General features: G+C 74.6%; 16 protein-coding genes and 1 pseudogene. 11 read left to right on the top strand and 6 right to left on the bottom strand.

The features are described 5' to 3' along the window. The first annotated feature begins 70 nt into the window (after positions 1–70). From G339_RS0104555 to G339_RS36400, 6 genes are all read left to right on the top strand, one after another. Positions 71–883, top strand: a complete 813-nt coding sequence (locus tag G339_RS0104555) for a crotonase/enoyl-CoA hydratase family protein (protein WP_019629895.1) — start codon at positions 71–73, stop codon at positions 881–883. A gap of 46 nt (positions 884–929) precedes the next feature. Further along, a complete protein-coding gene (locus G339_RS0104550; RefSeq protein ID WP_019629894.1) occupies positions 930–1520 on the top strand; it encodes a TetR/AcrR family transcriptional regulator in 591 nt (196 codons plus the stop codon). Between the two features lie 162 nt (positions 1521–1682). Next, on the top strand, positions 1683–2192 hold the full coding sequence (locus G339_RS0104545; RefSeq protein ID WP_019629893.1) for a hypothetical protein: 510 nt from the start codon (positions 1683–1685) through the stop codon (positions 2190–2192). Positions 2193–2531: 339 nt separating this feature from the next. Next, positions 2532–3647 carry a hypothetical protein gene (locus G339_RS0104540; RefSeq protein WP_019629892.1) on the top strand — a complete coding sequence of 372 codons (1116 nt, stop codon included), beginning with the start codon at positions 2532–2534 and terminating at the stop codon, positions 3645–3647. Continuing rightward, entirely contained in the window at positions 3644–5149 is a 1506-nt protein-coding gene (locus tag G339_RS0104535) for a sulfatase family protein (RefSeq protein ID WP_019629891.1), read from the top strand. The genes G339_RS0104540 and G339_RS0104535 overlap by 4 nt, the downstream gene beginning before the upstream one ends. Before the next feature lie 86 nt (positions 5150–5235). Next, entirely contained in the window at positions 5236–5763 is a 528-nt protein-coding gene (locus G339_RS36400) for a hypothetical protein (RefSeq protein ID WP_157407349.1), read from the top strand. Positions 5764–6430: 667 nt separating this feature from the next. Here G339_RS36400 and G339_RS0104525 read toward each other — a convergent pair. Further along, positions 6431–7021: a helix-turn-helix domain-containing protein gene (locus tag G339_RS0104525; RefSeq protein ID WP_019629889.1), complete on the bottom strand. Its 591-nt coding sequence runs from the start codon at positions 7019–7021 to the stop codon at positions 6431–6433. Positions 7022–7100: 79 nt separating this feature from the next. Between G339_RS0104525 and G339_RS0104520 the strand changes: the two genes are divergently transcribed. Together G339_RS0104520 and G339_RS0104515 are read left to right on the top strand one after the other, a co-directional pair. After that, positions 7101–8054, top strand: coding sequence for an NAD(P)/FAD-dependent oxidoreductase (locus tag G339_RS0104520; RefSeq protein ID WP_019629888.1), 954 nt, complete (start codon positions 7101–7103; stop codon positions 8052–8054). Between the two features lie 82 nt (positions 8055–8136). Then, on the top strand, positions 8137–8997 hold the full coding sequence (locus G339_RS0104515; protein WP_019629887.1) for a hypothetical protein: 861 nt from the start codon (positions 8137–8139) through the stop codon (positions 8995–8997). A gap of 54 nt (positions 8998–9051) precedes the next feature. On the opposite strand, the gene G339_RS0104510 is transcribed toward G339_RS0104515, so the two are convergent. After that, the gene (locus tag G339_RS0104510) at positions 9052–10161 is read right to left on the bottom strand and encodes an NAD(P)H-dependent flavin oxidoreductase (protein ID WP_019629886.1); all 1110 of its coding nucleotides are present in this window, start codon (positions 10159–10161) and stop codon (positions 9052–9054) included. 86 nt (positions 10162–10247) lie between these two features. Continuing rightward, complete coding sequence (pgfA, locus tag G339_RS0104505; protein ID WP_157407348.1) at positions 10248–11378, bottom strand: cell envelope lipid trafficking protein PgfA; 1131 nt, start codon at positions 11376–11378, stop codon at positions 10248–10250. Between the two features lie 110 nt (positions 11379–11488). Here pgfA and G339_RS0104500 point away from each other — a divergent pair, with 110 nt between their 5' ends. The 3 genes from G339_RS0104500 (at position 11489) to G339_RS37460 (ending at position 15308) form a co-directional block, all read left to right on the top strand. Continuing rightward, on the top strand, positions 11489–12898 hold the full coding sequence (locus G339_RS0104500; protein WP_019629884.1) for an MFS transporter: 1410 nt from the start codon (positions 11489–11491) through the stop codon (positions 12896–12898). 110 nt (positions 12899–13008) lie between these two features. After that, on the top strand, positions 13009–13836 hold the full coding sequence (locus G339_RS0104495) for a glycosyltransferase family 2 protein (RefSeq protein ID WP_019629883.1): 828 nt from the start codon (positions 13009–13011) through the stop codon (positions 13834–13836). Next, the gene (locus tag G339_RS37460) at positions 13833–15308 is read left to right on the top strand and encodes an acyltransferase family protein (protein WP_240489744.1); all 1476 of its coding nucleotides are present in this window, start codon (positions 13833–13835) and stop codon (positions 15306–15308) included. Before G339_RS0104495 ends, G339_RS37460 begins: the two co-directional genes overlap by 4 nt. Before the next feature lie 2081 nt (positions 15309–17389). Here the strand turns inward: G339_RS37460 and G339_RS40230 are convergent. From G339_RS40230 to G339_RS0104470, 3 genes and pseudogenes are all read right to left on the bottom strand, one after another. Further along, a pseudogene (locus G339_RS40230) lies at positions 17390–19465 on the bottom strand (alpha-(1->3)-arabinofuranosyltransferase domain-containing protein); the annotation flags it as partial. Positions 19466–19500: 35 nt separating this feature from the next. After that, positions 19501–21207, bottom strand: coding sequence for a glycosyltransferase family 4 protein (locus G339_RS40815; protein ID WP_019629879.1), 1707 nt, complete (start codon positions 21205–21207; stop codon positions 19501–19503). Further along, positions 21204–21995, bottom strand: coding sequence for a glycosyltransferase (locus tag G339_RS0104470; protein WP_019629878.1), 792 nt, complete (start codon positions 21993–21995; stop codon positions 21204–21206). Before G339_RS0104470 ends, G339_RS40815 begins: the two co-directional genes overlap by 4 nt.

Genomic DNA, 21995 nt, shown 5'->3' with positions numbered 1-21995 from the left:
GGGCAAGGGCTGTTGACTGGGCATGCTCGTCAGTAGAATCCGTTCCTGTTTCCACGACCGGGAGGGACCCATGACGGAACGGCTGCCGATCGGCACCGAGCACTGCACGGTCGAGCGCGACGGCGCGGTCGTCATCGTCACGATGAACCGGCCGGCGGCGCGCAACGCGCTCAGCTCCGCGATGCTCGTCGGCCTCGCGAGCGCCTGGGAGTACATCTCCGCGACGCCCGAGGTGCGCGTCGGCATCCTCACCGGCGCGGACGGCCAGTTCTGCGCGGGCGCGGACCTCAAGGCGATGGGGACGCCGCCGACCGACCCGGAGGTCCGCGAGCGCATGAAGCGCATCCCCGACTTCCACTGGAAGGGGCTGCTGCGCGACGGCCGTCCGACCAAGCCGCTCATCGCCGCGATCGAGGGCTACGCGGTGGCGGGCGGGACCGAACTCCTGGTCGGCACCGACCTGCGGGTCGTCGCGGAAGGCGCGACGCTCGGACTGTACGAGGCCAAGCGCGGGCTGTTCCCGATGGGCGGCTGCGCGATCCGCCTGCCGCGCCAGATCGGCTACGCGAACGCGATGGACCTGCTGCTCACCGCGCGGTCCGTCACCCCGGCCGAGGCGCTGGCGATGGGCCTGGTCAACCAGGTCGTCCCGGACGGCACGGCGCTGGCGGCGGCGCGGGCGCTCGCGGACCAGGTGGCGGCCTGCGGCCCGCTCGCCGTCCAGGCGATCCTGCGCACCTACCGGGAGACCGAGCACCTGCCGGAGGAGGAGGCGCTGAAGGTCTCCGACGAGTTGGGCTGGCCCGTCATCGGCTCGGCGGACGCCAAGGAGGGCTCGCTGGCCTTCAAGGAGAAGCGCCCGCCGGTCTTCCGCGGCGAGTAGACGAAACGGTCTATACAGAAGATAGAACGTTCTGTATAGTTGGGGCATGGATTCCGCCAAGCTCCCCGCCCGCGACCGCATCCTCGACGCCGCCGACCGCCTCTTCTACGGCAACGGCATCAACGCCACCGGCGTGGACGCCGTCATCGAGGAGGCGGGCGTCGCCCGGATGACCTTCTACAAGCACTTCGGCGGCAAGGAGGGCCTGATTTTGGCCTACCTCGGCGGCCGCGAGACCCGTTGGCAGGCACTGCTCGACCAGACGGTCCAGGACGCCGGGGACGACCCGGACGCCCGGCTGCTCGCCGTCTTCGCCGCGCTGCGCACCTGGGCGCGGTCGCTGTCGCGGTTCCGCGGCTGCTCGTTCGTCAACGCGATGGCCGAGCTGGCCGACGCCGAGCATCCGGCGCGTGCCCTGGTCACGTCCTACAAGCGCGGTCTGCGCCGGACGGTGCTCGACCTCGCCCGTGCGACGGACGCGGCCGACCCGGAACTGCTCACCGACCAGCTACTACTCGTCTACGAGGGTGCGATCTCGACGTTCGCCCTCGGGACGGTCGACGACGCGGTGGACCGTGCTTATGCCACCGCCCGCCAGCTCATCGCAGCCGCCACACCGACTCCGGCCGTGGCGTAGGACGCACCCTTCGAGCCGTGGCCACCCGATCCCCTGCCTGACCTGCGATTCCTCAGCGACGCGGGTCGAGTTATCCACAGCTTTCACCGCCGCGTGCATTCGTCTGCCGCCGAGGGTTCTACTCGGGTTCCCAGCCGGCGACCGAGGAAGGGCATACGGCACATGCTTGGAGACAAGATCGAGATTCTCGCCATCGGCGACAAGGGGCGCACGGAGACGTGCGTCATCTCCGCCGACCGGATCGGACGGCGCGTCGAGGTCGTCACCGAAGGCGACACGATGGAGATCAGGGAGGTCAACCGGCACGGGCGGGTGCTGCGCAGCGTCCAGTACGCGAAGGACCACGTCATCAGGCTCGTGAAGCACTTCAAACAGGGCGGGGACAGCGCGCCGGTCGTCTTCCGGTCGACCGGGGAAGACCCTCGGCCGGAGGACGACCGCCCCGTCAGCCCGCCTCGCCGCGCGGGCGCCGATCCGGTGAAACCCGGTTCGCAGAGTCTCGGGCCGTTGATGGGGACGTCCTGGCGGCCGCACTACAACACCACGGTGCTGACCATGAACGGGGCGCGGTTCCCCATCCCGTCTCCGCGCCCCGGCCCGTCCGCGAACGGCAAACCCGACGATCGCCGGCCGGGGAAGCGGCCCAAGGGCGGCGCCGGTAGACGCAAGTGACGACCAGCCGTACACGGCCGGGCCAGGGATGCTCCTGATGGCCAGCGCCCGGCCGTTCCGGACGGCGGGGTGGTCCTCCGACCGGCGGTACGCATCGCACGCGGCTTCCGCGCGCGACGCCCCTCCGACGGTCCCTGGCACGCATCGCTTACGGGTGGCTTCGCACGCCGGTTCCGGCGTGCGTCCCTCAGGGGGCGCTGAGGTTCCGCTGACGTGCAGGGGAACAGGCGGGCAATGTTCGCCGAACAACGTCGCGGGCGGCCCCACAGTCGGTCGCCGCGTCGTTAACGTGCGGGTTCACGGGCCGGGCGAGGCGGCCCCCGACCCGGAGGACGGTGCGTGTCCGCGAACGTCATCCTGCACATCGGCCAGCAGAAGTCGGGGACGACGTACCTTCAGCGCGTCCTCGGCCACTGCGCGGACGGCCTCGCCGACGCGGGGGTCCTCTTCCCCCCGTCCCTGCGGGAGGCGGTGCCGGACACGATCGAGAACCACGAGCGCGCCACCTACGGCCTGCTCGGTACGGAGTTCCCGTGGGTGTCGGAGGAACGCGCCGCCGAGGAGCGGCCGAAGTGGGACGCGCTCGCGGCGAAGGTCCAGGACTGGCCGGGCACCGCGCTGATCTCCGCGGAGGCGCTGTCGGTGATCCGGCGGGACGCGATCGACCGGCTGCTCGCGGCGCTGGACGGTGCCGCGCCGAGCGTCGTCGTGACGGCCCGGCCGCTGGGCCGGTCGCTGCCGTCGCTGTGGCAGCAGCACGTCCGCAACGGGCGGGTCAGTTCGCTCGGCGCGTTCTTCGCGGCCCTCGCCCGGCAGCGCGAGCGGGGTGAGCGGGCCGTCGAGGAAGAGCGGGACCTGCATCTGTGGCGGTCGTTCGCGCTCGGCCGGCTCGCCCGGCGCTGGGCGGCGGCGGTCGGGCCGGAGCGGGTGACGGTCGTCGTCAACCCCGGCACTCCGCGCGATCTGCTGTGGGAGCGGTTCCGGACGGCGATCGGCGCACCGAACGTCTGCGTGCCGGACGACGTCCTCGCGTTGCGCACGCATGAAAGCCTCACGCTGCCGCAGGCGCAGGTCATGGTCCGGCTGAACGAGGCGTTCGCGGCGGCGGGCTGGGACACCTACGAGGCGCGGGCCGTCCGGGAGGCGATCGTGCTGCGCGGAACGGTCCCCGGGCCGCGCCCCGGCGTGCCGGAGGCGGCGTGGCCGCTGGTCGAGTCGTGGACGGAAGAGGACATCGCGGACCTGTGCGGCACGGGCGCGCAGATCATCGGGCACATCGACGAGCTGCGGTTCCGGCCGGACCGCGACCTGCACGCGACCGTGACGCACGAGCAGATCGCACAGGCCGCCGCCGCGGCGCTGCTGGCCGTCGCGGACCGCGAGCGGTTCGCGCCGCCCGCGCCGGAGGACCCGGCCCCCGCGCGGGCGCGCCGGACGTTGCGGATGCGGCGGTGAGGCGCGCGGCGGCGCTCGTCGCCGTCCTCCTGCTCGCGGCCGGGTGCGTCAGCGGGACGGGGCGGGTCGGACCGCCGCCGAAACGCCCGAACTTCGTGTTCGTCCTCGCCGACGACCTCGACGACGCGCTGCTGCCGTACCTGCCGAAGACGACGCGGGACGTGGCCGACCAGGGCGTGACGCTGAGTCGCTACTACGTCAACCTGTCGTGGTGCTGCCCGTCGCGCGCGACGACGCTGCGCGGCCAGTACGCGCACAACACCAGCGTGTGGAGCAACAACCCGCCGAACGGCGGTTTCCAAGAGTTCTACCGACGCGGTGAGGAGAAGCAGATCCTCGCCACATGGCTCGCGGCGGACGGGTACCGCAACGGGCTGTTCGGCAAGTACCTCAACGGCTATCCCGACCAGGTTCCCGGGATGCCGCGCACCTACATCCCACCCGGCTGGGACACATGGGTGAGCCCGGTGGCAGGGCACCCGTTCCAAGGTTTCGACTACACGCTGAACGTGGACGGGAAGCTCGTCCACCGGTCGCCGTCGCCCGCCACGTACCTGACCGACGTGCTCGCCGGGGAGGCGAAACGGTTCGTCACCGCCGATGACGACCGACCGTTCTTCGCTTACATCGCGCCCGTGACGCCGCATCCCCCGTCGATCCCCGCGCCGCGCCACGCGAAGCTGTACCCGGGCTTGAAGGCACCGCGTACACCCGCGTACGACGCGTCCACCGAGGGAAAACCGACCGAGCTGCGGCGGCTCCCGCCCGTCACGAAGAAAGAAGAGCGGAAGTGGGACGCGCTGTACCGGCGGCGCGCGCAGGCCACCCGCTCGATCGACGACCTCGTGGACTCGCTCGTCACCGCGCTGCGCGCGGCGGGCCGCCTCGACGACACCTACATCATCGTGACGTCCGACAACGGTTTCCACATCGGCGACTACCGGATGCCGCCGGGCAAGAACACCGGCTACGAGACCGACATCCGCGTTCCGTTCCTCGTCCGGGGGCCGGGCATTCCGGCGGGTCGTACCGTGGCCGCGTTGGCGGGCAACACCGACATCGCGCCGACGCTTCTGGATTTCGCCGGGGCTCGGCGGCCGCCGCTGGTGGACGGGCGCTCGCTGCGGCGGCCCCTCACCACCGGCCGCCGTCCTGCCGACTGGCGCGCGGCGTTCCTGCTGGAGCACGGAACAGCGCGCAACACCCGGCCAGCCGCCCGCTACGACGGCTCCGGCGAGCCGCCCGATCCGTACACGCCGAAGACGCGCGACCACGTTTACCTGCCGGTTTTCACCGGCGTCCGCACCGACCGGTACCTGTATCTGGGTTACGTGACAGGCGAGCGCGAGCTGTACGACCTCGAAACGGACCCATATCAGCTCCGCAACCTCGCGGCCGACGATCCGGCCGTGGTGCGGCGGCTGGCGGCGTGGGCGGAACGCCTGCGGACCTGCGCGGGGAGCGAGTGCCGGACGGAGGAGGCACGGCCGCCGTCCGGTTGAGGGTGTTTGGTCCCGCTCTCTCGCGGCATACCGGAGGCGACTCGGACGACCTGGATCGACACGACAGGAAGTGATCCTCCGTGGCCGTGCATCTCTGGCCTCGCCGCGACGGTGAGGCCGCGACCCCCGACGCCGACCCGTCCGCCCCGCGCGACGACACCGTTCCCGGCGACGCCCGTTCCGGTGACACCCGCGTGGCGAGCCGCCGCCCGTGGCAGCGCGGCGCGCACGCCCGCTCCGCACCGCCCGCCGCCCCACCTGCCGCGCCGCCCGCCGCGCCGCCCGCCGGAACCGACCGGCCGGTCGTCGTCGAGCGGCCCCGGCGGCGCTGGCGACGGCGCGGCGGCTCGAATCCGCTGAGCCTCGCCATCTCGGCCGCCGGTTGGGCCGCCGCGCTGATTCTGCTGCTCGGGATGCTGCTGACCTGGGCGGACGCGAACCCCGCGAACGTCCTCGTGGACCATACGCTCGACGCCGGACGCTGGCTCGCGACCCCGTTCCACGACATCTTCACCCGCCGCGACGCCGACCAGCAGCTCTACATCAACTGGGGCATCGCCGCCGCCGTCTACTACGCGGTGAGCCGTCTCCTGTCCTGGCTGACCCGCTTCTGACGACAACCGACCGGTCGGCCTCACGAGGCGAGCAACAGTCCTCCGCGCAGGCCGCCCACGGCAACGTCTGCGCGAACCGCTGGCCTCCCCCGGGCACGGTCGGCGGGGGCGCCCCGCTGTCCACCGCGGACCGGCGTCCGCGCCCCCCACTAGCCGACCACGGCACGGCCTGCGGGCGGCTGGCAGCCCAACGCATGGCCTGCGCGCCCCGCTGGCCGTCCGTGGCATTGGCATTGCGGGCAGCCTTAACACGGCCTGCGGGAATCCCGGCCACCTGGGCACGACTTGGCCGCCCCACTGGTCGCCCGTGGCACGACCTGCGGGGATGGCTGGCCGCCTGCGATACGGCGTGGCCGCCCGACTGGCCGTCCGTGGCGCGGGCCTGCGCGCCCTGCGGGCAGCTCCAGGCCCGGCCTGCGGGCATCGGTGGCCGCCTACGGCATGTACGCGCCGCCCTACCGGGCGCCCGCAGCGCAACCTGCGCCCCGCTGGCCACCTGCGGCGTAGTGCGCCCGCCCCGCTGACCGCCTGCGGCACGGCCTGCGCGTACCGCTGGGCGCCTGCGGCACGGTGTGCGGGCACCGTTGGACCACTACGATGCGGCGCGTCTTGGTCTGGCGCGGGGCGCGGCTGGGTGTGGGCACGTCTAGTTCTTACGTCCTGGCCGTTAGTTCTTACGTGCTGGTCGGGCGCGGGTGTGGATGCGTTCGCCTTGGGCGCCGAAGATCGTCAGGCACTCGACGGGTTTTCCGTCCGCGCTGGTGAACGCGTGCGGGACGCGCGTGTCGAACTCGGCGGCCTCCCCCGGCGTCAGGACCAGGTCGTTGTCGCCGAGGAACAGCCGCAGCCGGCCCGACAGCACGTACAACCACTCGTAACCCTCGTGGGAGCGCTGGTCTTCCGGGCCGAGGGTCCGCGTCCCGTCCATGACCTGCTTGAACGCGCGCAGGCCGTGGCCGAGGTCGCGGGTGAGCGGCACGTACGTCGTGCCGTGCCGGATGAAGGGCCGTGCGTGGACGCGGGGGTCGCCGGTCGGGGGCGCGCCGACCAGCTCGTCCAGCGGGACGCGGTGGACGCGCGCCAGCGGCAGCAGCAGTTCCAGCGTCGGCCGCCGCCCGCCCGACTCCAGCCGGGAGAGCGTGCTGACCGAGATCCCGGTCGCGGCGGACAGTTCGGCCAGGGTCGAGCCGCGCTCGCGGCGCAGGGCGCGCAGCCTCGGCCCGACCGAGGACAGGACACCGTCCATCTCGTCGTTCATGCTCACCACTTTGCCACTCCGGCAACGGGATTTGTCATGGACGCCCGGCATGACCGACCCTCTCGACGGAGGTGATCGTATGTACGACGTAGTGGTGATCGGCGGCGGGGCGGCCGGTCTGAGCGGGGCGGTAGCGCTCGGCAGGGCGCGGCGGTCCGTGCTGGTCGTGGACGCGGGCGAGCCGCGCAACGCGCCCGCCGAGGGCGTCCACGTGTTCCTGAGCCGGGAGGGCGTGCCCCCGGCGGAACTGCTCGCGGCGGGCCGCGCCGAAGTCGCCCGGTACGGCGGCGAGGTCGCGACCGGGGAGGTCGTCGCGGCGACCCGGCGGGAGGACGCGGAGGGCGGCGGGTTCGCCGTCGAGCTACGAGATGGAACGATCCATCACGCCCGGCGGCTGCTCGTCACGACCGGCCTGGTCGACGAACTGCCGTCCATCCCCGGCCTCGCCGAGCGCTGGGGCGAGCACGTCCTGCACTGCCCGTACTGCCACGGCTGGGAGGTCCGCGACGAGCCCGTCGCGGTCCTGGCGACGGGTGCGCTCGCAACCGCCGTCCACCAGGCGCTGCTGTGGCGGCAATGGACCGACCGCGTGACGCTCGTCCTGCCCGATGCGGAGCCGGGCGGCGACGACCTGGAACGCCTCACGGCGCGAGACGTCACCGTCGTGCGCGGCAAGGTAGCGGCCGTCGAGGACGCGCCCGGCGGTGTCGCGGTACGACTCGCGGACGGGACGGCCGTCCAGGTCCGCGCGGTCGTCGCGGGCGCGCGCCTGGCCGCCCGCGCCGCGTTCGTGGACTCGCTCGGCCTGACCACGAGCGAGCTGGAGTGGGCCGGGCAGCCGGTCGGCACCCACCTGCCGACCGACGCGACGGGCGCGACGGCGGTGCCGGGCGTCTGGGCGGCGGGCAACGTCACGAACCCTATGGACCAGGTGATCGCGGCGGCGGCCGGCGGGGTCCGCGCGGCGGCGGCGATCAACGCGGACCTCATCGAGGAGGAGACGCGGCGGGCCGTCCTGGCGCGCCGCGGCTGACCCCGGACAGTTCAGGACGTTCCACGATGCTCCGGGCGGGGCGCGGCGCTAGAGTTCACGCGGAGCCGGATTGAGGAGCCCCATGAGCTATCCCCCCGTCCCGCCCGGCGGCCCCGGTTACGGCGGTCCCCCGCCGGGACCGGGATACCCCCCGCCGCCGCCGGGCTACCCGCCGCAGCAGCCTTACCCGCAACCGGGCTACCCGCCGCAGCAGGGGTACCCGCCCCAGCAGGGCTACCCTCCGCCGCCGCCACCGCCCCAGCAGCAGGGATATCCGCCGCAGCAGGGCTACCCGCCCGCGCCACCCCCGCAGCACCAGCCCCAGCCGCAGCCCGCCGGCGGGGACCTCTACGGATCGCCGCTGCTCGTCTACGACCAGCCGCAGCAGTTCTTCTCCGTCGAGGCGAACTACACGATCTGGACGCCGCAGGGCCAGCCCGCCGCGTACGTCCGCGAGCACGGCGTCGGTGGAGCGCGCAAGGTCTTCCGCGCGCTGAACCAGGGCACGCAGACCCGCGCCGAGCGCCGCCTGATGATCATGCGGCCGGACGGCGCCCCGTACTTCCAGTTCTACAAGCCGTACGGGATGATGGGCACGCCGAAGATGCACATCCTCGGCCCCCAGAACCAGCTCGTCGGCTACCTGCGCAAGCGCGCGATGCGCGGCTGGGAGATCCTGGACGCGCACGAGCGCCAGCTCGGGTACTACGAGCTCTACAGCGGCCGGATCAAGGACATGCAGGAGAACGACGCGGCGCTGTTCAAGCGCGCGTCCCGCGACTTCGGCGACCTGCTCGGCCAGATGTTCACCGGTTCGGACCGGTACGTCCTCCAGCAGCACTACCAGCTCCCCGAGCCGTTCAAGACGCTCGTCCTGGCGTGCCCGCTGGCCTTCGACACGGCCCTCTCCCAGAACCGCAGCCTCGGCGGCTTCCTCACCTGACGCGGCACTCGACGCGGCGGGCTCCCGGGCGGCGCGCGGGAGCCCGCGCCGACGTCATTCCTCGATGATGCGGCCGAGGCGTTCGACGGCGTCCACGTACTCGCCGATCAGGTCGTAGACGACCTGGGAGGCGGGGCGGACGCGGTTCATCGAGCCGACGATCTGGCCGACCGGGAACGTCACCAACTCGCCGTCGCCGGAGCGCGCGATGCGCGGCAGCGCGTCGGCGATCAGCATGAACTGCATCGGCATCGGCAGGTAGCCGGGCGATTTGTCGCTCTCCCACGCCTCGGTCCACGCGGTCTTGAGGAACCGGGCGGGCTTGCCCGTCCACGCGCGGGACCGGACGGTGTCGCGCGAGGTCGCCGCGAGCAGCTTGGGCAGCGCGCGCTCGGGGGTGTCGGCCTCCTCGACGGTGAGCCAGATCGAGCCCGTCCACACGCCCTCGGCGCCGAGCGCGAGGCCCGCCGCCATCTGGCGGCCCCGGCCGATGCCGCCGGCCGCCAGTACGACGGCCTCGGACCCGACCTCGTCCACGACCTCGGGGATCAGCACCATCGTGGAGATCTCGCCGGTGTGGCCGCCCGCCTCGGTGCCCTGCGCGACGATGACGTCCACGCCGACGTCCACCTGCTTGCGGGCGTGCCGGGCGCTGGAGGCCAGGCCCGCCATCGTGACGCCGTGCTCGTGGGCGAGCGCGACGACGTCGGCGGGCGGCGGGCCGAGCGCGTTGGCCAGCAGCGCGATCGGGTGCTTGAGCGCCACCTCGACCTGGGGCCGGGCGGTCTGGTCGGTCCAGCCGAGCAGGGCGCGCCCGGCGGTCTCGGTGGACGGCTCGACGCCGTGCTCGGCGAGCAGGTCGTCCAGGAACCGCCGGTGCTCGGCGGGGATCATGCCCTGGAGGCGGGACAGCAGTTCCTCGGCGTCGCCGAGGTCCGCGCCCTCGTACTTGGCGGGCATGACGACGTCCACCCCGTAGGGCCTGCCGCCGACGTGCTCGTCGATCCAGGACAGTTCGACTTCCAGTTCCTCGGGGGTGAAGTAGAGCGCGCCGAGGACGCCGAGGCCGCCCGCGCGGCTGACGGCGGCGACGACGTCGCGGCAGTGGCTGAAGGCGAAGATCGGGTACTCGATGCCGAATAGTTCGGTGACTCGTGTCCGCACGCACCGAGGGTAGGCCGCTTCGCCCACAAACTGCAACAGGTTCTACTTACTGGCTTCCCGCCAGTGAAGCTGGTGTGGAACAGGTATCAGGATGGCGGATTCCAGGTGTTGAACCGCCCGTCGGCGCTGCGGACCGGCGGCGGGTCCTCCTTGACGTCGCGGAACCGTCCGTCCGACACCCGGGGCAGCTCCGCCAGGTCCTCGTCCTCCGGCGCGCCCGACGCGGTGCGCAGGTCGCCGAACTTGCCGTCCGCGCGGCGCGGCGCGGGCGGCTCCTGCGGCCCGCGCGCCCCGCCCGCCAGCCCGACCGCCGTGCCGATCAGCAGCAGCGACAGCCCTCCGAACAGCAGGGACAGCGGTCCCCAGCCCTGCGCCGCGCCGATCTTGAACGCCGTCGAGTTGGACTTGTCGGCGAGCGCCTTCTGCGACGCCGGGGTGGTGAGCAGGTCCGCCTGCGCGACGGTCATCGAGCCGCGCCCGTCCGGCGTCGCCAGCGTGTTGCGGATGTTCTGCCGCGTCTTGATCGGGATGCCGGTGCGCGGGTCGACCCACTGAGTGATCGCGGCGGTGAAGTAGCGGTCCACCTTCTGGGCGGGGTCGGTCTTCTGCATCCCGAGCATGTCGGCCGGGATCTTCGCGTCCAGCGCCTCGGTCTTGGTCAGCGGGACCTGCTGGGTGAACCGGTAGGTCTTGATGCCGAGGATCTTCTCGGTGCCGTCGTACCGGACCGGGACGATCTGCCGGGTCGTCATGTCGAAGAACGGGTAGTCGCGCTTGTGGACGTTCGCGATCGGGAACAGGATTCCGTAGCCCGACATCTTCACGTTGGTGTCGCCCGCTACCTGCACGGCGCAGCAGTTGACCAGCTCGCCCGTCTTGCGGTTGAACGCGACGCGGAACGCCTGGAGGTCGATCTGCTGGTCCCGCTCCTTGTCGCGGATGTCGGTGGAGGAATCCCAGACGGCGATGCGGTCGTCGCCGTTGTTGGCGCGGACGTCCCCGCGGACGATGTTGGTGGCGACGAGCGTGACGTTCGTGCGGGTCTTGAACGCGGCCTGGTCGAAGTACTGGGCGTTCGGGGCCTCCAGCACCGTCTTCTGGTACTGGTTCAGCGGGGCGACCACGACCTTGTCGGCGACGTAGAAGCGGACCAGCGGGGCAAGCGTCATGCAGAACGCCCCGAGCGTCACGAGGATCATGCCCAGCGTACGCCGCATGCTGCCCATCTCCCCCAGAATCGCCGCGACCGCGAGGTGCTCGGCGGGTTCGTCACCGGCGTTGCCGCAGTACCCTACCTGACCGGTTTCTCTACCTTAGGGCGCGTTCAGTGATCGATCGGCCGGGCCGCCGGTGGCTCGCCCTGGCGGCCGTCCTGGCGGCGACCTTCATGGACCTCGTGGACGTGACGGTCGTCAACGTCGCGCTGCCCGACCTGCAGCGGGACCTGCGCGCGGGCGCCGCCGCCGGGCAGTGGGCGGCGTCGGTCTACGCGCTCGCCTACGCGCTGCTGCTGATCACCGGGGGCCGGCTCGGGGACGTCGCGGGCCGCCGCCGGGTGTTCCTCGCGGGCGTCGCCGGGTTCACCGCCGCGTCGGCGCTGGCGGCCGCGGCCCCGGACGCCGGGACGCTGATCGCCGCGCGCGCCGCGCAGGGCGCGTGCGCCGGGCTGATGGTGCCGCAGGCGCTCGCGGCGATCACCGTCCAGTTCCCGCCGGGCCGGGACAGGACGCGGGCGTTCACCCTGTACGGCGGCCTGCTCGGCGTCGCGCAGGCGGGCGGGCCGCTGCTCGGCGGCCTGCTCACCGACCACGGCGGCTGGCGGCTGGTGTTCCTGGTGAACCTGCCGGTCGGCGTCGCGGCGTTCGCGGCCGCCGCGCGCTGGATGGACGACTCGCGCGCGCGGCCCGCGCCCCGGCTGGACCCGGTCGGCGTCGCGCTGGCCGGGGCGGCGTCGGTGTGCGCGACGTTCCCGCTGATCGAGGGCCGGGCGCGGGGCTGGCCGTGGTGGAGCGGCGCGCTGCTCGCGGCGGCGGCCGCGCTTTTCGCGGCGTTCGCCGTCCACCAGCGGCGGGCGGCGGACCCGCTGGTGCCGCCCGCGCTGTGGCGGCGGCGGTCGTTCGCCGCCGGGCAGGTCCTCGCGCTGGCGCTGTTCACCGGTGTCTCGGCGTGCTTCATCACGCTGACGTGGCGGCTGCAGTTCGGCCTCGGCTGGTCGCCGACGCACGTCGCGCTGACGGGGCTCGCGTGGCCCGCCGGGATCGCCTGTACGGCGCAGCTCACGCACCGGTTCGGGCCGCGCCGCGCGCGCCGGTTCGTCGGCGCGGGGACGGCCGTGATGACCGCCGGGATGGCGGGGCTCGCGGTCGCGGCCGGCGGCGCGGCGACGACGGCGGGGCTCGTCCCGTGGCTGGCGGTCTGCGGCGTCGGGATGGGGCTGGCGCTGCCGGTGCTGGCGAACGCGGTGATCGCGGACGTCCCGGCGGGGGGCGCGGGGGCGGCGTCGGGGGTGTTCAACTCGGTCACCCAGCTCGGCGGCGTCCTCGGCGTGGCCGCCGCCGGGATCGCCTACGCGGGCGGGGCTGCGGGCGGAGCGGGGGGCGCGGCCGGGTCCGCGCCGCGCGCGCTCGCGCTGGCCGCCGCCGCGTTCGCCGTGGCGGCGGTGCTGTCGGCGGCGCTGCCGCGCAGCGTCGCGGCGCCGGAGGCGGACGCCTCCCGCGCGCCCGCCGCGTCCCGCTAAGGTGCATCGACCGTCGCGTTTGCGCATTGCGCCATACGTTCGCGCCACGCGCCAAGACCCTGTGGTTGCAGGCACCACGCGACGCGACGGCCGTACGGATCCGGCGGGAGGTGAGGGAGCTGACGACGACCACGCGCGTCACGGTCGTGGTGCCGACCCGCGACTCCGCCCGCACGCTCGCCCGCTGCCTGGCCTCGGTGCGGGAGCAGACGGTGCCCGTCGAGTTGATCGTCGTGGACAACGGCTCGGCGGACGGCACCCCCGATATCGCCGCCGGCTACGCCGACCGGGTCGTGGCGGCCGGGCCGGAGCGCAGCGCGCAGCGCAACCGGGGCTGGCGATCCGGAAAAGGCGAGTTCGTCGCGTTCGTGGACTCCGACATGGTGTTGGAACCGGCCGTCGTCGAGCAGGCCGTCGCGGCGTTCGACGCCGATCCGGGACTCGGCGCGCTGGTGATCCCCGAGCTGTCGTTCGGCGAGGGCGTGTTCGCGGCGTGCCGCGCCGCCGAGAAGCGCAGCTACCTGGCCGACCCGGCGGTCGAGGCCGCACGGGTCTTCCGCCGGGACGTCCTGCTCGCGACGGGCGGCTACGACGAGGGCCTGAGCGCGTTCGAGGACTGGGACCTCGCGGACCGGGCGGCGGCGACGGGCGCGCGCGTCGGCCGCGTCCGGGCCCGCGTCTGGCACGACGAGGGCCGGGTGACGCTGCGCGGCGCGTACCAAAAGCGCCGCTACTACGGCCGCTGGCTGCCGGTGTACCGCTCCCGCGCCACCGCCCGCTCGCTCGGCCGGTCCCGCGCGCTGCTGCGGCTGGCGGCGCGCCGCCCGTGGGTGCTGCCGGGCCTGGCGCTGCTCAAGGCCGTCGAGGCGGCGGGCCTGCTGGCCGGCGCCCGCGAGCCCGCCCGGCCCGCCGACCCCTCGGGTACCCTGCGCGCGTGACCGCCCCCCTGTTCGCGCGCTCCGCGCCGCCGGGCCCCGCGCCGGACGCCGAGCGCTGGCTGCCGAAGGTCTCCGGCCACCATCCCGCGCTGGACGGCCTGCGCGCGCTCGCGGCGCTGCTGGTGCTGCTGTTCCACGTCGCGGCGAGCGGCGGCTACCTGATCGGGGAGCTCGGCCCGTGGACGTCGCTGCTGTCGCGCGGCGAGATCGGCGTCCCGGTCTTCTTCGCGCTGTCGGGCCTGCTGCTGTACCGACCGTGGGCGGCGGCGGCGCTCGGCCTGCGCGCCAGGCCGGGCACGGGCGGCTACCTGTGGAAGCGGGCGCTGCGGCTGCTGCCCGCGTACTGGCTGCTGGTCGTCGCCGCGACGCTGCTGTACGCGCGCGACCACCTGGGCGACGCGGCGTCCTGGGCGAAGCTGCTCACGCTCACCTACTCCTACGACCCGTCGCCCTGGTGGGGCGACTACCTCGGCCCGAAGGGCATGGGGCAGATCTGGAGCCTCACCGTCGAGGCGGCGTTCTACGTCGCGCTGCCGCTGCTGGCGGCCGTGCTCACGTGGTGGGCCGGGCGCGTCCCGCTCGACGCCGACGGCGCGGTCGGCCGCCGCGCCCGCCGCCTGCTGTGTGGCCTCGCGGGCGTCGGCGCGGTGTCGATGGCGTACGTGATCGTGGTCCACCAGACGTCGAACCAGCCGTTCTACGGCAACTGGCTGCCGCGCTACCTGATCTGGTTCGCGGCCGGGATGGCGGTGGCCGTCGCGACGGTCTGGGCGCACGCCGAGCCCGGCGCGGACGGCCCGGTGCGCCGCTTCTGCCGGACGGCGGGCGCGTCCGTGGGGATGTGCTGGACGATCGCCGCGCTCTGCTACGCCCTGGCCGCCACCCGGATCACCGGCGTGTCCCGGCTGTACGAGGTCAACGTGTGGACCTCGGAGATCGAGCTGGTCCTGTACGGGGCGGTCGCGCTGTTCCTGGTGGCCCCGGTCGCGCTGGCCCCGGCGTGGCATCCCGTCATCGCCGGGGTGCTCGGCAACCGGGTGATGACGTTCCTCGGGAAGGTGTCCTACGGGATCTTCCTGTGGCAGTTCGTCGTGATCTATGTGTGGTTCAAGATCGTCGGGCACGCGCCGTTCACCGGGAACCTGATCCTGGACTTCCCCGTCTGCGCGGTGCTGACGGTCGGCGCGGCGGCGGCCAGCCACTACCTGCTGGAGGAGCCCGTCCGGCGGCTGGGGTCGTCGCGGCGGTCGTCGCCGCCGCCCGTGTCCGGGCCGGACCGGGCGTCCGGCGGCCGGTTCCGCGCCGCGCCCGCCGTCCCGTCGCCCGCGTCGGGGATCTTCTCCGAGCCCGCGCCGGAACCCGGCATCTTCTCGGAGCCCGCGCCCGTGTCCGAGCCCGTGTCCGAGCCCGGCATCTTCTCCGGTCCCGCGCCGGACGAGGACGCCGCGCCCGGCGGCATCCACTGGAGCTGAACGCCCTCCGCCAGCCAGGTGTCGGGGTCGCGCGGCGCGGCGAGCAGCACCGCCAGCCGCGCGACGGCCGCGACCGCGAGAAGCTGCGGCAGCACGTCGCGCAGCAGCGCGTCCGAGCCGGTGACGCCCCGCTGGTCCAGCCAGAGGCCCGCCGCCAGGCTGACCCCGGCCGCGATGAGCGCGCCCGCGTACGGCCACGGGGACCGGACCCGCCGCGCGAGCGCCGAGGGCCGCCGCTCGCACTGGTCGGCGGCGACCGCGACGACCGCCGCGACCGCCAGGCCGGGCAGCCCGGCCAGGTAGAACCCGACCGCCGACGCGAACACGACCGCCGCCGCGCGCGCCGGAGCCCGTGCCGCGCCCGGCCCCGGCGGCGGGACGGGCCGTGCCGCCGCCGCGCGCCCGCGCGGCCAGAACCCGACCAGCGCGAGCAGCACCAGGAGCAGCAACCCGCCGAACAGCGACGCCCGGTACAGCCGGTCCGGCGTGTAGACGAGCTTCACCGCGCCGTGCGTCCCCGCCGGGACCTCGAACGCCTGCCGCCAGCCGTCCAGCCGCACGGGCGTCAGCGCGCGCCCGTCCACGGTGGCCTTCCAGCCGGTGTTGTAGTTCTCGTTGACGACGAGGAAGGAGCGGCGCGCGGCGTCCACCTCGACGCTCCGCGAGCCCTTCCCCCACGACGTGATCTCGACCTGGGCCGTCGTGCCGGGCTTCGCCGCCGCGAGCGCGCCGCCGGGGTCCACGACCATCGAGTCGACCCGGTACGCGCCGCCGCCGGAGATGTCGTTGGCGCCGCGCTTGAGCTGCACCGCGCGGCACGCCTCGAACCGGACCTCCCGGCCGCCGAGGATTCCGGCGACCGTCCCGGTGGCGCGGGTTGGGACGGGCTTGCCGTTCACCTGCACGGTCGGGCCGCCGCCGCAGCGGGTGGTGAAGGCGCGGTTCCCGTCCGCCGTGAGCGGCGCGAGGCCGGGCACGCGGACCTCCGACACCTGCACCGGGCCCTGCGCGACCGTGAACCGCAGCGTCAGCCGGTCGGTGCTGAGCGGGTCGAAGCGCAGCGTCCCGGCGGTGTCCACGACGCCCTCGCGGGTCTGCCCGTGCGCGCCGGTGATGCTCACGCGCAGCGCCGAGCGGGCGGCGGGCGGGCGCTCGACGGTGATCTGCCCGATCCGGCGCGCGCCCTTCCAGGCGAGCGTCAGCGACGGGTCGCCGTCGTCGCCCGCCGGAACCCAGGTCGTGGTGGTGTCGCCGTCGAACGCGCTGCGCGGCAGGCTCGCGGGCTCCGGCGTGAAGACGGAGCTGGCGGTGACGCGCACCGCCGCGCCGCGCGCGAGGACCGCGTCGACCCGCTCGGCGTCGGTGAGGACGGCCGTGCCGGTGATCTTCGCGGTGCGTCCGTCGGCGGTGAACCGGCGGCGCAGCGTCGCGCCCTCCTCGTCGCCGCGGCCGAGGGACGGCGAGCACTCCCAGCGCTCCGAGCCGTCCATGCACTGCGCGGCGGGCTGCTGGGCGCGCTGCATGACCTGCGCGCCCGCGTGCTGCGGCATCGCCAGGTAGCGGGTCGCGGTGAGGCCGGGCAGCGACAGCTCCTTGATCGCGACGCGGGAGGCCACCGGCGACTGCGGGACGGCCTGGAGCGCGAGCACCCGCACCCGAATCCAGCGGGTCGTGCCGGGCGGCGTCTGGAGTTCCTGCGGCTCGCCGGTCGGTTTGACGGCCTGCGCGAGCGTCCCCGCCTCGGTCTCGACGGCGACGCGCGACGGCGCGGGCCCGAGGAACGCGTTCTGGTCGAAGCTCGCTTGGAGCCCGCCGGGGTCCACGGGATCGGTGAAGTCGACGCGAATCCACTGCCCGACCGCGCCCGACCAGCCGCCGGAGATCCAGCGCGTGTCCGGATCGCCGTCCAGGGCGGCGAACGGGAGCGCGGACGGGTCGTCGAGCCCGGCGACGGCGGTGGCGTCGGCGGCGGACGACGACGCCGTCACGCCCGCGATGCCGGTGTAGGCGGCGGTCGTCCGGTCCTTCTCCCAGGCGGCCTCCTCCGGGTCGGAGCCGACGCCCGCGTCGCCGTGCCGCCGCTCGCCCGCGGTCAGCGTCGGGGAGATCCCCGAGCGGACACGGCCCCGGTCGCGCTCGCGCCAGCGCAGCGCGTCCGAGGTGACGTTCGCGGCCTTCTCGCCCGAGTCGTCGTCGCCGACGAGGACGGGACGGCCTTTGAGCGCGCCGGAGTCCGCGAGGCCCAGCAGCGCCTCGGGCGCGCCCCGGACGCGCAGCGGGTCCGCGGCGTCGACCAGGCTCGCGACCCGGTCCGCGCCCGCGACCTCGTACACCTCGACGGGCGCGTACCGCTGGTCGAACGAGCCGACCGCCTCGTCGCCGCCCGTCCCGGCGGGCTGCGTACCGAACCCTGCGACGCGGCGGACGCCCGGCGACGAGTCCAGCGCCTCGTGGACCCGCGCGGGCCACGCGCCCTCCAGCGTCGAGCGCGTCAGATCGTTGCGGACGAGCAGGTAGCGGACGCCCATCCGGGCCAGCACCTCGGTGAGGCCCGCCGAGCCGTGCCCCGCCGCGATCCGCTGGTCCACGGCGTCCACGAGCCGCGCGAAGCCGGGCGAGCCCTGCGGGACGAGCTGCCGCGCACCCCACCGGGTCTTCAGCAGCGGCTGCACGATGTCGTCCATCGGCCGGCCCCACGTGTAGTCGCCGAAGCCCGCGCCAGGCACCGCGAGGACGGCCTGCTCGCCGCCGTGGCGGTTCAGCCACGTCGCGGCGTCCTCCCAGTACTTCGGGACGGCCGCGAAGTCGCCGGACCCGGCGAGCCCGCCGGTCGCCGCCGGGCTCGCCACGGCCGCGACCGTCGCCGCCGCGACCGCGAGCATCCGCAGCCGCGAGCGGGGCCGCCGGACGGTGACGAGCAGGTGGACGAGCCCGAGCGCGAGCGGCAGCCGCACCAGCCCGTCGAACTTGTAGAGGTTGCGCAGCGGTGACAGCGGCCCGTCGAGCAGGTCCCGCAGCGGCGCGGCCAGCGGGCTCTCGACGTCGCTGGCGTGCCCGGCCGCGATGATCAGGACGCCGGACAGGACGACGAGCAGCAGGAACGTCCGGTCCGGCAGGTCTCGGCGGGCGAGCCCGGCCAGCCCGAGCGCGGCCAGGACGACGGTCACGACCGTCAGCACGACCCCGGCCGACAGGGCGTGCCCGACCGGCAGCGACGACGCGTCGACGTAGTTGCCCCAGCGCTCCGCACCGCGCAGCACGTTGACGAGGCTCGTCGGGGCGGTCGTGGTGCCGGCCCGCTCGGTGTAGCCGAGCCAGGAGAACCCGTACCGGCCGGTGAGGACGAGCGGGACCAGCCACCACGCGACCGCGCACGCCGCCGCGGCGCCCCACCACGCCAGCAGCCGGAACCGGGCGGCCGGGCGCGGCCGGGTGAGGATGTAGAGGACCGGCACGGCGAACACCGCGACGGTCGCCGCACCGTTGATGCCCCCGCACAGCGCGACCGCGAACCCGGAACGGGCGGCGGCGCGGACCCGGCCCGTCTCGCCGCGCGCCGCGCCGACGAGCGGCAGCACCGCCCACGGGATCATCGCCAGCGGCAGGTACTCCCAGGAGTTCTGACCGAGCGCCGACAGCTCGTGCGGGCCGAGCGCGTACGCCATGCCGCCCGCCAGGCGGCTGATCGGGCCGCCGATCCCGAGCCGTTCGGCGAGCTTGCGCGCGCCGAGGAACGCCGCGCACAGCAGCAGCGCGAACCAGAACCGCTGCGCGATCCACGCGGGCAGGTGGACGGCGTGCGCAAGGGCGTAGAACGGCCCCATCGGGAAGAAGTACCCGGCGGCCTGGTTCTGGAGCTGGCCGAACTGGGCGGTGTCCCACAGGTGCAGGGCGCGGCCGAGGAACCCGGCGGGGTTCAGCGCCATGTCGATCTTGGTGTCCGGGAGGATGCGGCCGGGCCGCGTCGCGACGGACAGCAGCGCGAGGACCAGGCAGCAGACGGCGACGCGCGTCCGCTCGCGCAGCCGGTCGTCGATCTCGGGGCGCTCGGGTCGGTCGTCGCGGTCGGCGACGGCGAACCGGTCGGCGAGACCCGCGTAGCGGTCCACGACGCGCCAGAACGCGGCGCTCACGCTTCCGGCCGCGCCCCCCGCCATGCCACCCGCCTCCCTGGTCCCGGGCGGGACGCGGGTCAGCGTCCGCCCGTGTTGCGGCCCGTGTCACCGCTCGTGTCGCGACCCGTGCCACGGCCCGTGTTACGACTCGTGGCGCGGCCCGTGTTACGACCCGTGTTACGGCCCGTGTTACGACCCGTGTCGCGGCCCGTGTTGCAGCTCGTGGAACGGCCCGCGCCCGAGTCCGCCTCGGCGCGGCCGAGCAGGCGCTCGTGCGGCTCGGCGACGCGCAGCACGGTCGCGCCCGGCCGCTCCAGAACCTCGTCGCGCAGGGGCCCCTCGACGACCTCGGGGACCAAACCGTACCCGGCAACCACGTGTGCGTCGGAATCGGACGTCCCGGACGTGCCGCGGCGGACGGCGGCGGCGAGCAGCGCGCCCATCCGGTCGGCCGTGCGGGACCAGTCGAACTCGGCGGCCCAGTCCCGGCAGGCGGCGGCGATCCGGGCGCGGGCGGCCGGGTCGTCCAGCTCCTTGAGCGCTCGCTCAACCGTCGCGGCGAGGGGGTCGTCGGGGGCGGCGAGCCATCCGGTCGTGCCGTCGCGGACCGCGTCGCGCAGGCCGTCCACGTCGTAGGCGACGGTCGGGACGCCGAGCGCCGCCGCCTCCGCCACGCACAGGCCCCAGCCCTCGCCGCGCGACGCCGACAGGTGCAGGTCGGCGCGGGCCACCAGCGTGGCCTTCTCCTCCTCGGACACGAACCCGTGCAGCGTGACGACGTCCGCCAGCCCGCGCTCGCGCACCAGCGCGGCGAGCCGGTCCTCCTCGGGTCCGCGCCCGATGATCCCGATCCGGACGCCGGGACGGCGCACCCGCAGTTCCTCGGCGAGATCAAGGACGCGCTCGACCTGCTTGTGCGGCACGAGCCGCGTCACGCACACCAGCTCCGGGTCCCCGCGCCGCTCCCCGGCGACTCCCTCGCCTCCCCCACTCGCCCCGTCGAACGCACGCGGCGCGGCGGTGGACGCGGCGGCGGGCACGACGGCGGGCGCAGCGGCAGCAGGCGCGGTGCCGGGCGCGTCGGCGGAAGCAGCGGCAGGCGCGCTACCGGACGCAGCGGTGGAAGCAGCGGCGGGCGCGCTACCGGACGCAGCGGTGGACGCGGCGGCAGGCGCGGTGCCGGGCGCGGTGCCGGACGCGGTGCCGGACGCGGCGGCGGGCGCGGTGCCGGGGAGGGTTACGCCGACCGGGACCAGGTAGATCGGACCCGTCCAGTGGAGGCGGTCGCGCAGGGCCGTCATCGTCGTCAGCGAGATCGCCGTGCAGGCGTGCCGGCGGTAGGCGCGGCGGGCGACGGGCCCTTCGAGCGTCCGCCCGACCCAGGCGAGCCAGCCGGGGAAGTACAGCCCGAACTGGTCGTCGTGGACGTGGAAGATCGAGCAGAACACCGGGACGCGGCGCGGCAGGACCCACGGCGTGAAGAACGGGATGCCGTTCTGGCAGTCGACGACCGCGTCGAAGCGGCGGCGGCGCGCCAGCAGCCAGGCCAGCACGCGCGGATAGACGGTGAAGCGGCCGCCGGTGCGGGCGAACGCGACGCCCTCGACGGTCTCGCGCCGGGCCTGGCCGGGCGCGCGGCTCGTCAGGTAGGTGACGCGCGCGCCGCGCGCGGCGAACCGGCGGGCCAGCTCCCACGCGTACCGCTCGGCCCCGCCCGCGGCGGGGTGCCAGGGGTCGCGCCAGTTGACGATTGCGATCCGCAGCCCGGAGACGTCCCCGCTCATGCCCGCTGGGGCTCCGACCGCTCGGCGAGGGCGAGGACGGCGGGCTGCGCGGCGGGGACCGGGCGGGGCATCCGCCGGGGCGCGGCGCGGCGGATGCGCAGGAGGTCGCGCAGGATCTCCAGGGAGTGGCGGCGCACCGAGAACGTGGAGCCGGGGACGTCCCGCCACACGACGGGTACCGGCGTGATCTCCGCGCCGCGCCGGGCGCAGTGCATGAGCAGTTCGACGTCGAACGCGAACCCGTCCGTGCGCAGGTCGGCGGCGGCGGCGCGGGCCAGCGGCCCGGCGAAGAACTTGAACCCGCACTGGGTGTCGCTGACGCCGCCCGCCAGGTCGCGGATCGCGCGGTTGAAGGTGACCGCGCCGAGCTTGCGCAGCGGGCTGCTGTAGTCCTCGACGACCGACGCGGGGTGGCGGCGCGACCCGACGACGACGGGCCGTCCGGCGCGCAGCAGTTCGAGGACGCCGCCGAGCGCGTCGAGCCCGGTGGCCATGTCCGCGTCGCAGAACCCGACGTAGGGGGCGCGGGTGGCGAGCAGGCCGGTGCGGACGGCCGCGCCCTTGCCGCGCCGCGCGCACTCCAGCACCCGGACGGGCACCGGCCACGCCCCGTCGCGGACCAGGTCGGCGGTGCCGTCGACGCTGCCGTTGTCCACGACGATCACCGCGGCGGGCACGCCCAGCGCGGCGAGCGCGCCGCCGAGCGCGGCGAGGCCGGCCGGCAGCCGGCCGGCCTCGTCGCGCGCCGGGACGACGATCTCCAGCCGAGCGGGACCGGCGGCGTTCAT

Source organism: Actinomadura atramentaria DSM 43919 (genome assembly GCF_000381885.1).
Lineage (GTDB): Bacteria > Actinomycetota > Actinomycetes > Streptosporangiales > Streptosporangiaceae > Spirillospora > Spirillospora atramentaria.
This window is presented reverse-complemented; position numbering and strand designations above follow the sequence as displayed.

Excerpts from the sequence above, each read along its gene's own strand:
- G339_RS0104555 (WP_019629895.1), top strand. The coding sequence starts at position 71 with ATGACGGAACGGCTGCCGATCGGCACCGAGCACTGCACGGTCGAGCGC.
- G339_RS0104515 (WP_019629887.1), top strand. The coding sequence starts at position 8,137 with ATGAGCTATCCCCCCGTCCCGCCCGGCGGCCCCGGTTACGGCGGTCCC.
- G339_RS40815 (WP_019629879.1), bottom strand. The coding sequence starts at position 21,207 with ATGAGCGGGGACGTCTCCGGGCTGCGGATCGCAATCGTCAACTGGCGC.
- G339_RS0104550 (WP_019629894.1), top strand. The coding sequence starts at position 930 with ATGGATTCCGCCAAGCTCCCCGCCCGCGACCGCATCCTCGACGCCGCC.
- pgfA (WP_157407348.1), bottom strand. The coding sequence starts at position 11,378 with ATGCGGCGTACGCTGGGCATGATCCTCGTGACGCTCGGGGCGTTCTGC.
- G339_RS0104520 (WP_019629888.1), top strand. The coding sequence starts at position 7,101 with ATGTACGACGTAGTGGTGATCGGCGGCGGGGCGGCCGGTCTGAGCGGG.
- G339_RS0104525 (WP_019629889.1), bottom strand. The coding sequence starts at position 7,021 with ATGAACGACGAGATGGACGGTGTCCTGTCCTCGGTCGGGCCGAGGCTG.
- G339_RS0104545 (WP_019629893.1), top strand. The coding sequence starts at position 1,683 with ATGCTTGGAGACAAGATCGAGATTCTCGCCATCGGCGACAAGGGGCGC.
- G339_RS0104470 (WP_019629878.1), bottom strand. The coding sequence starts at position 21,995 with ATGAACGCCGCCGGTCCCGCTCGGCTGGAGATCGTCGTCCCGGCGCGC.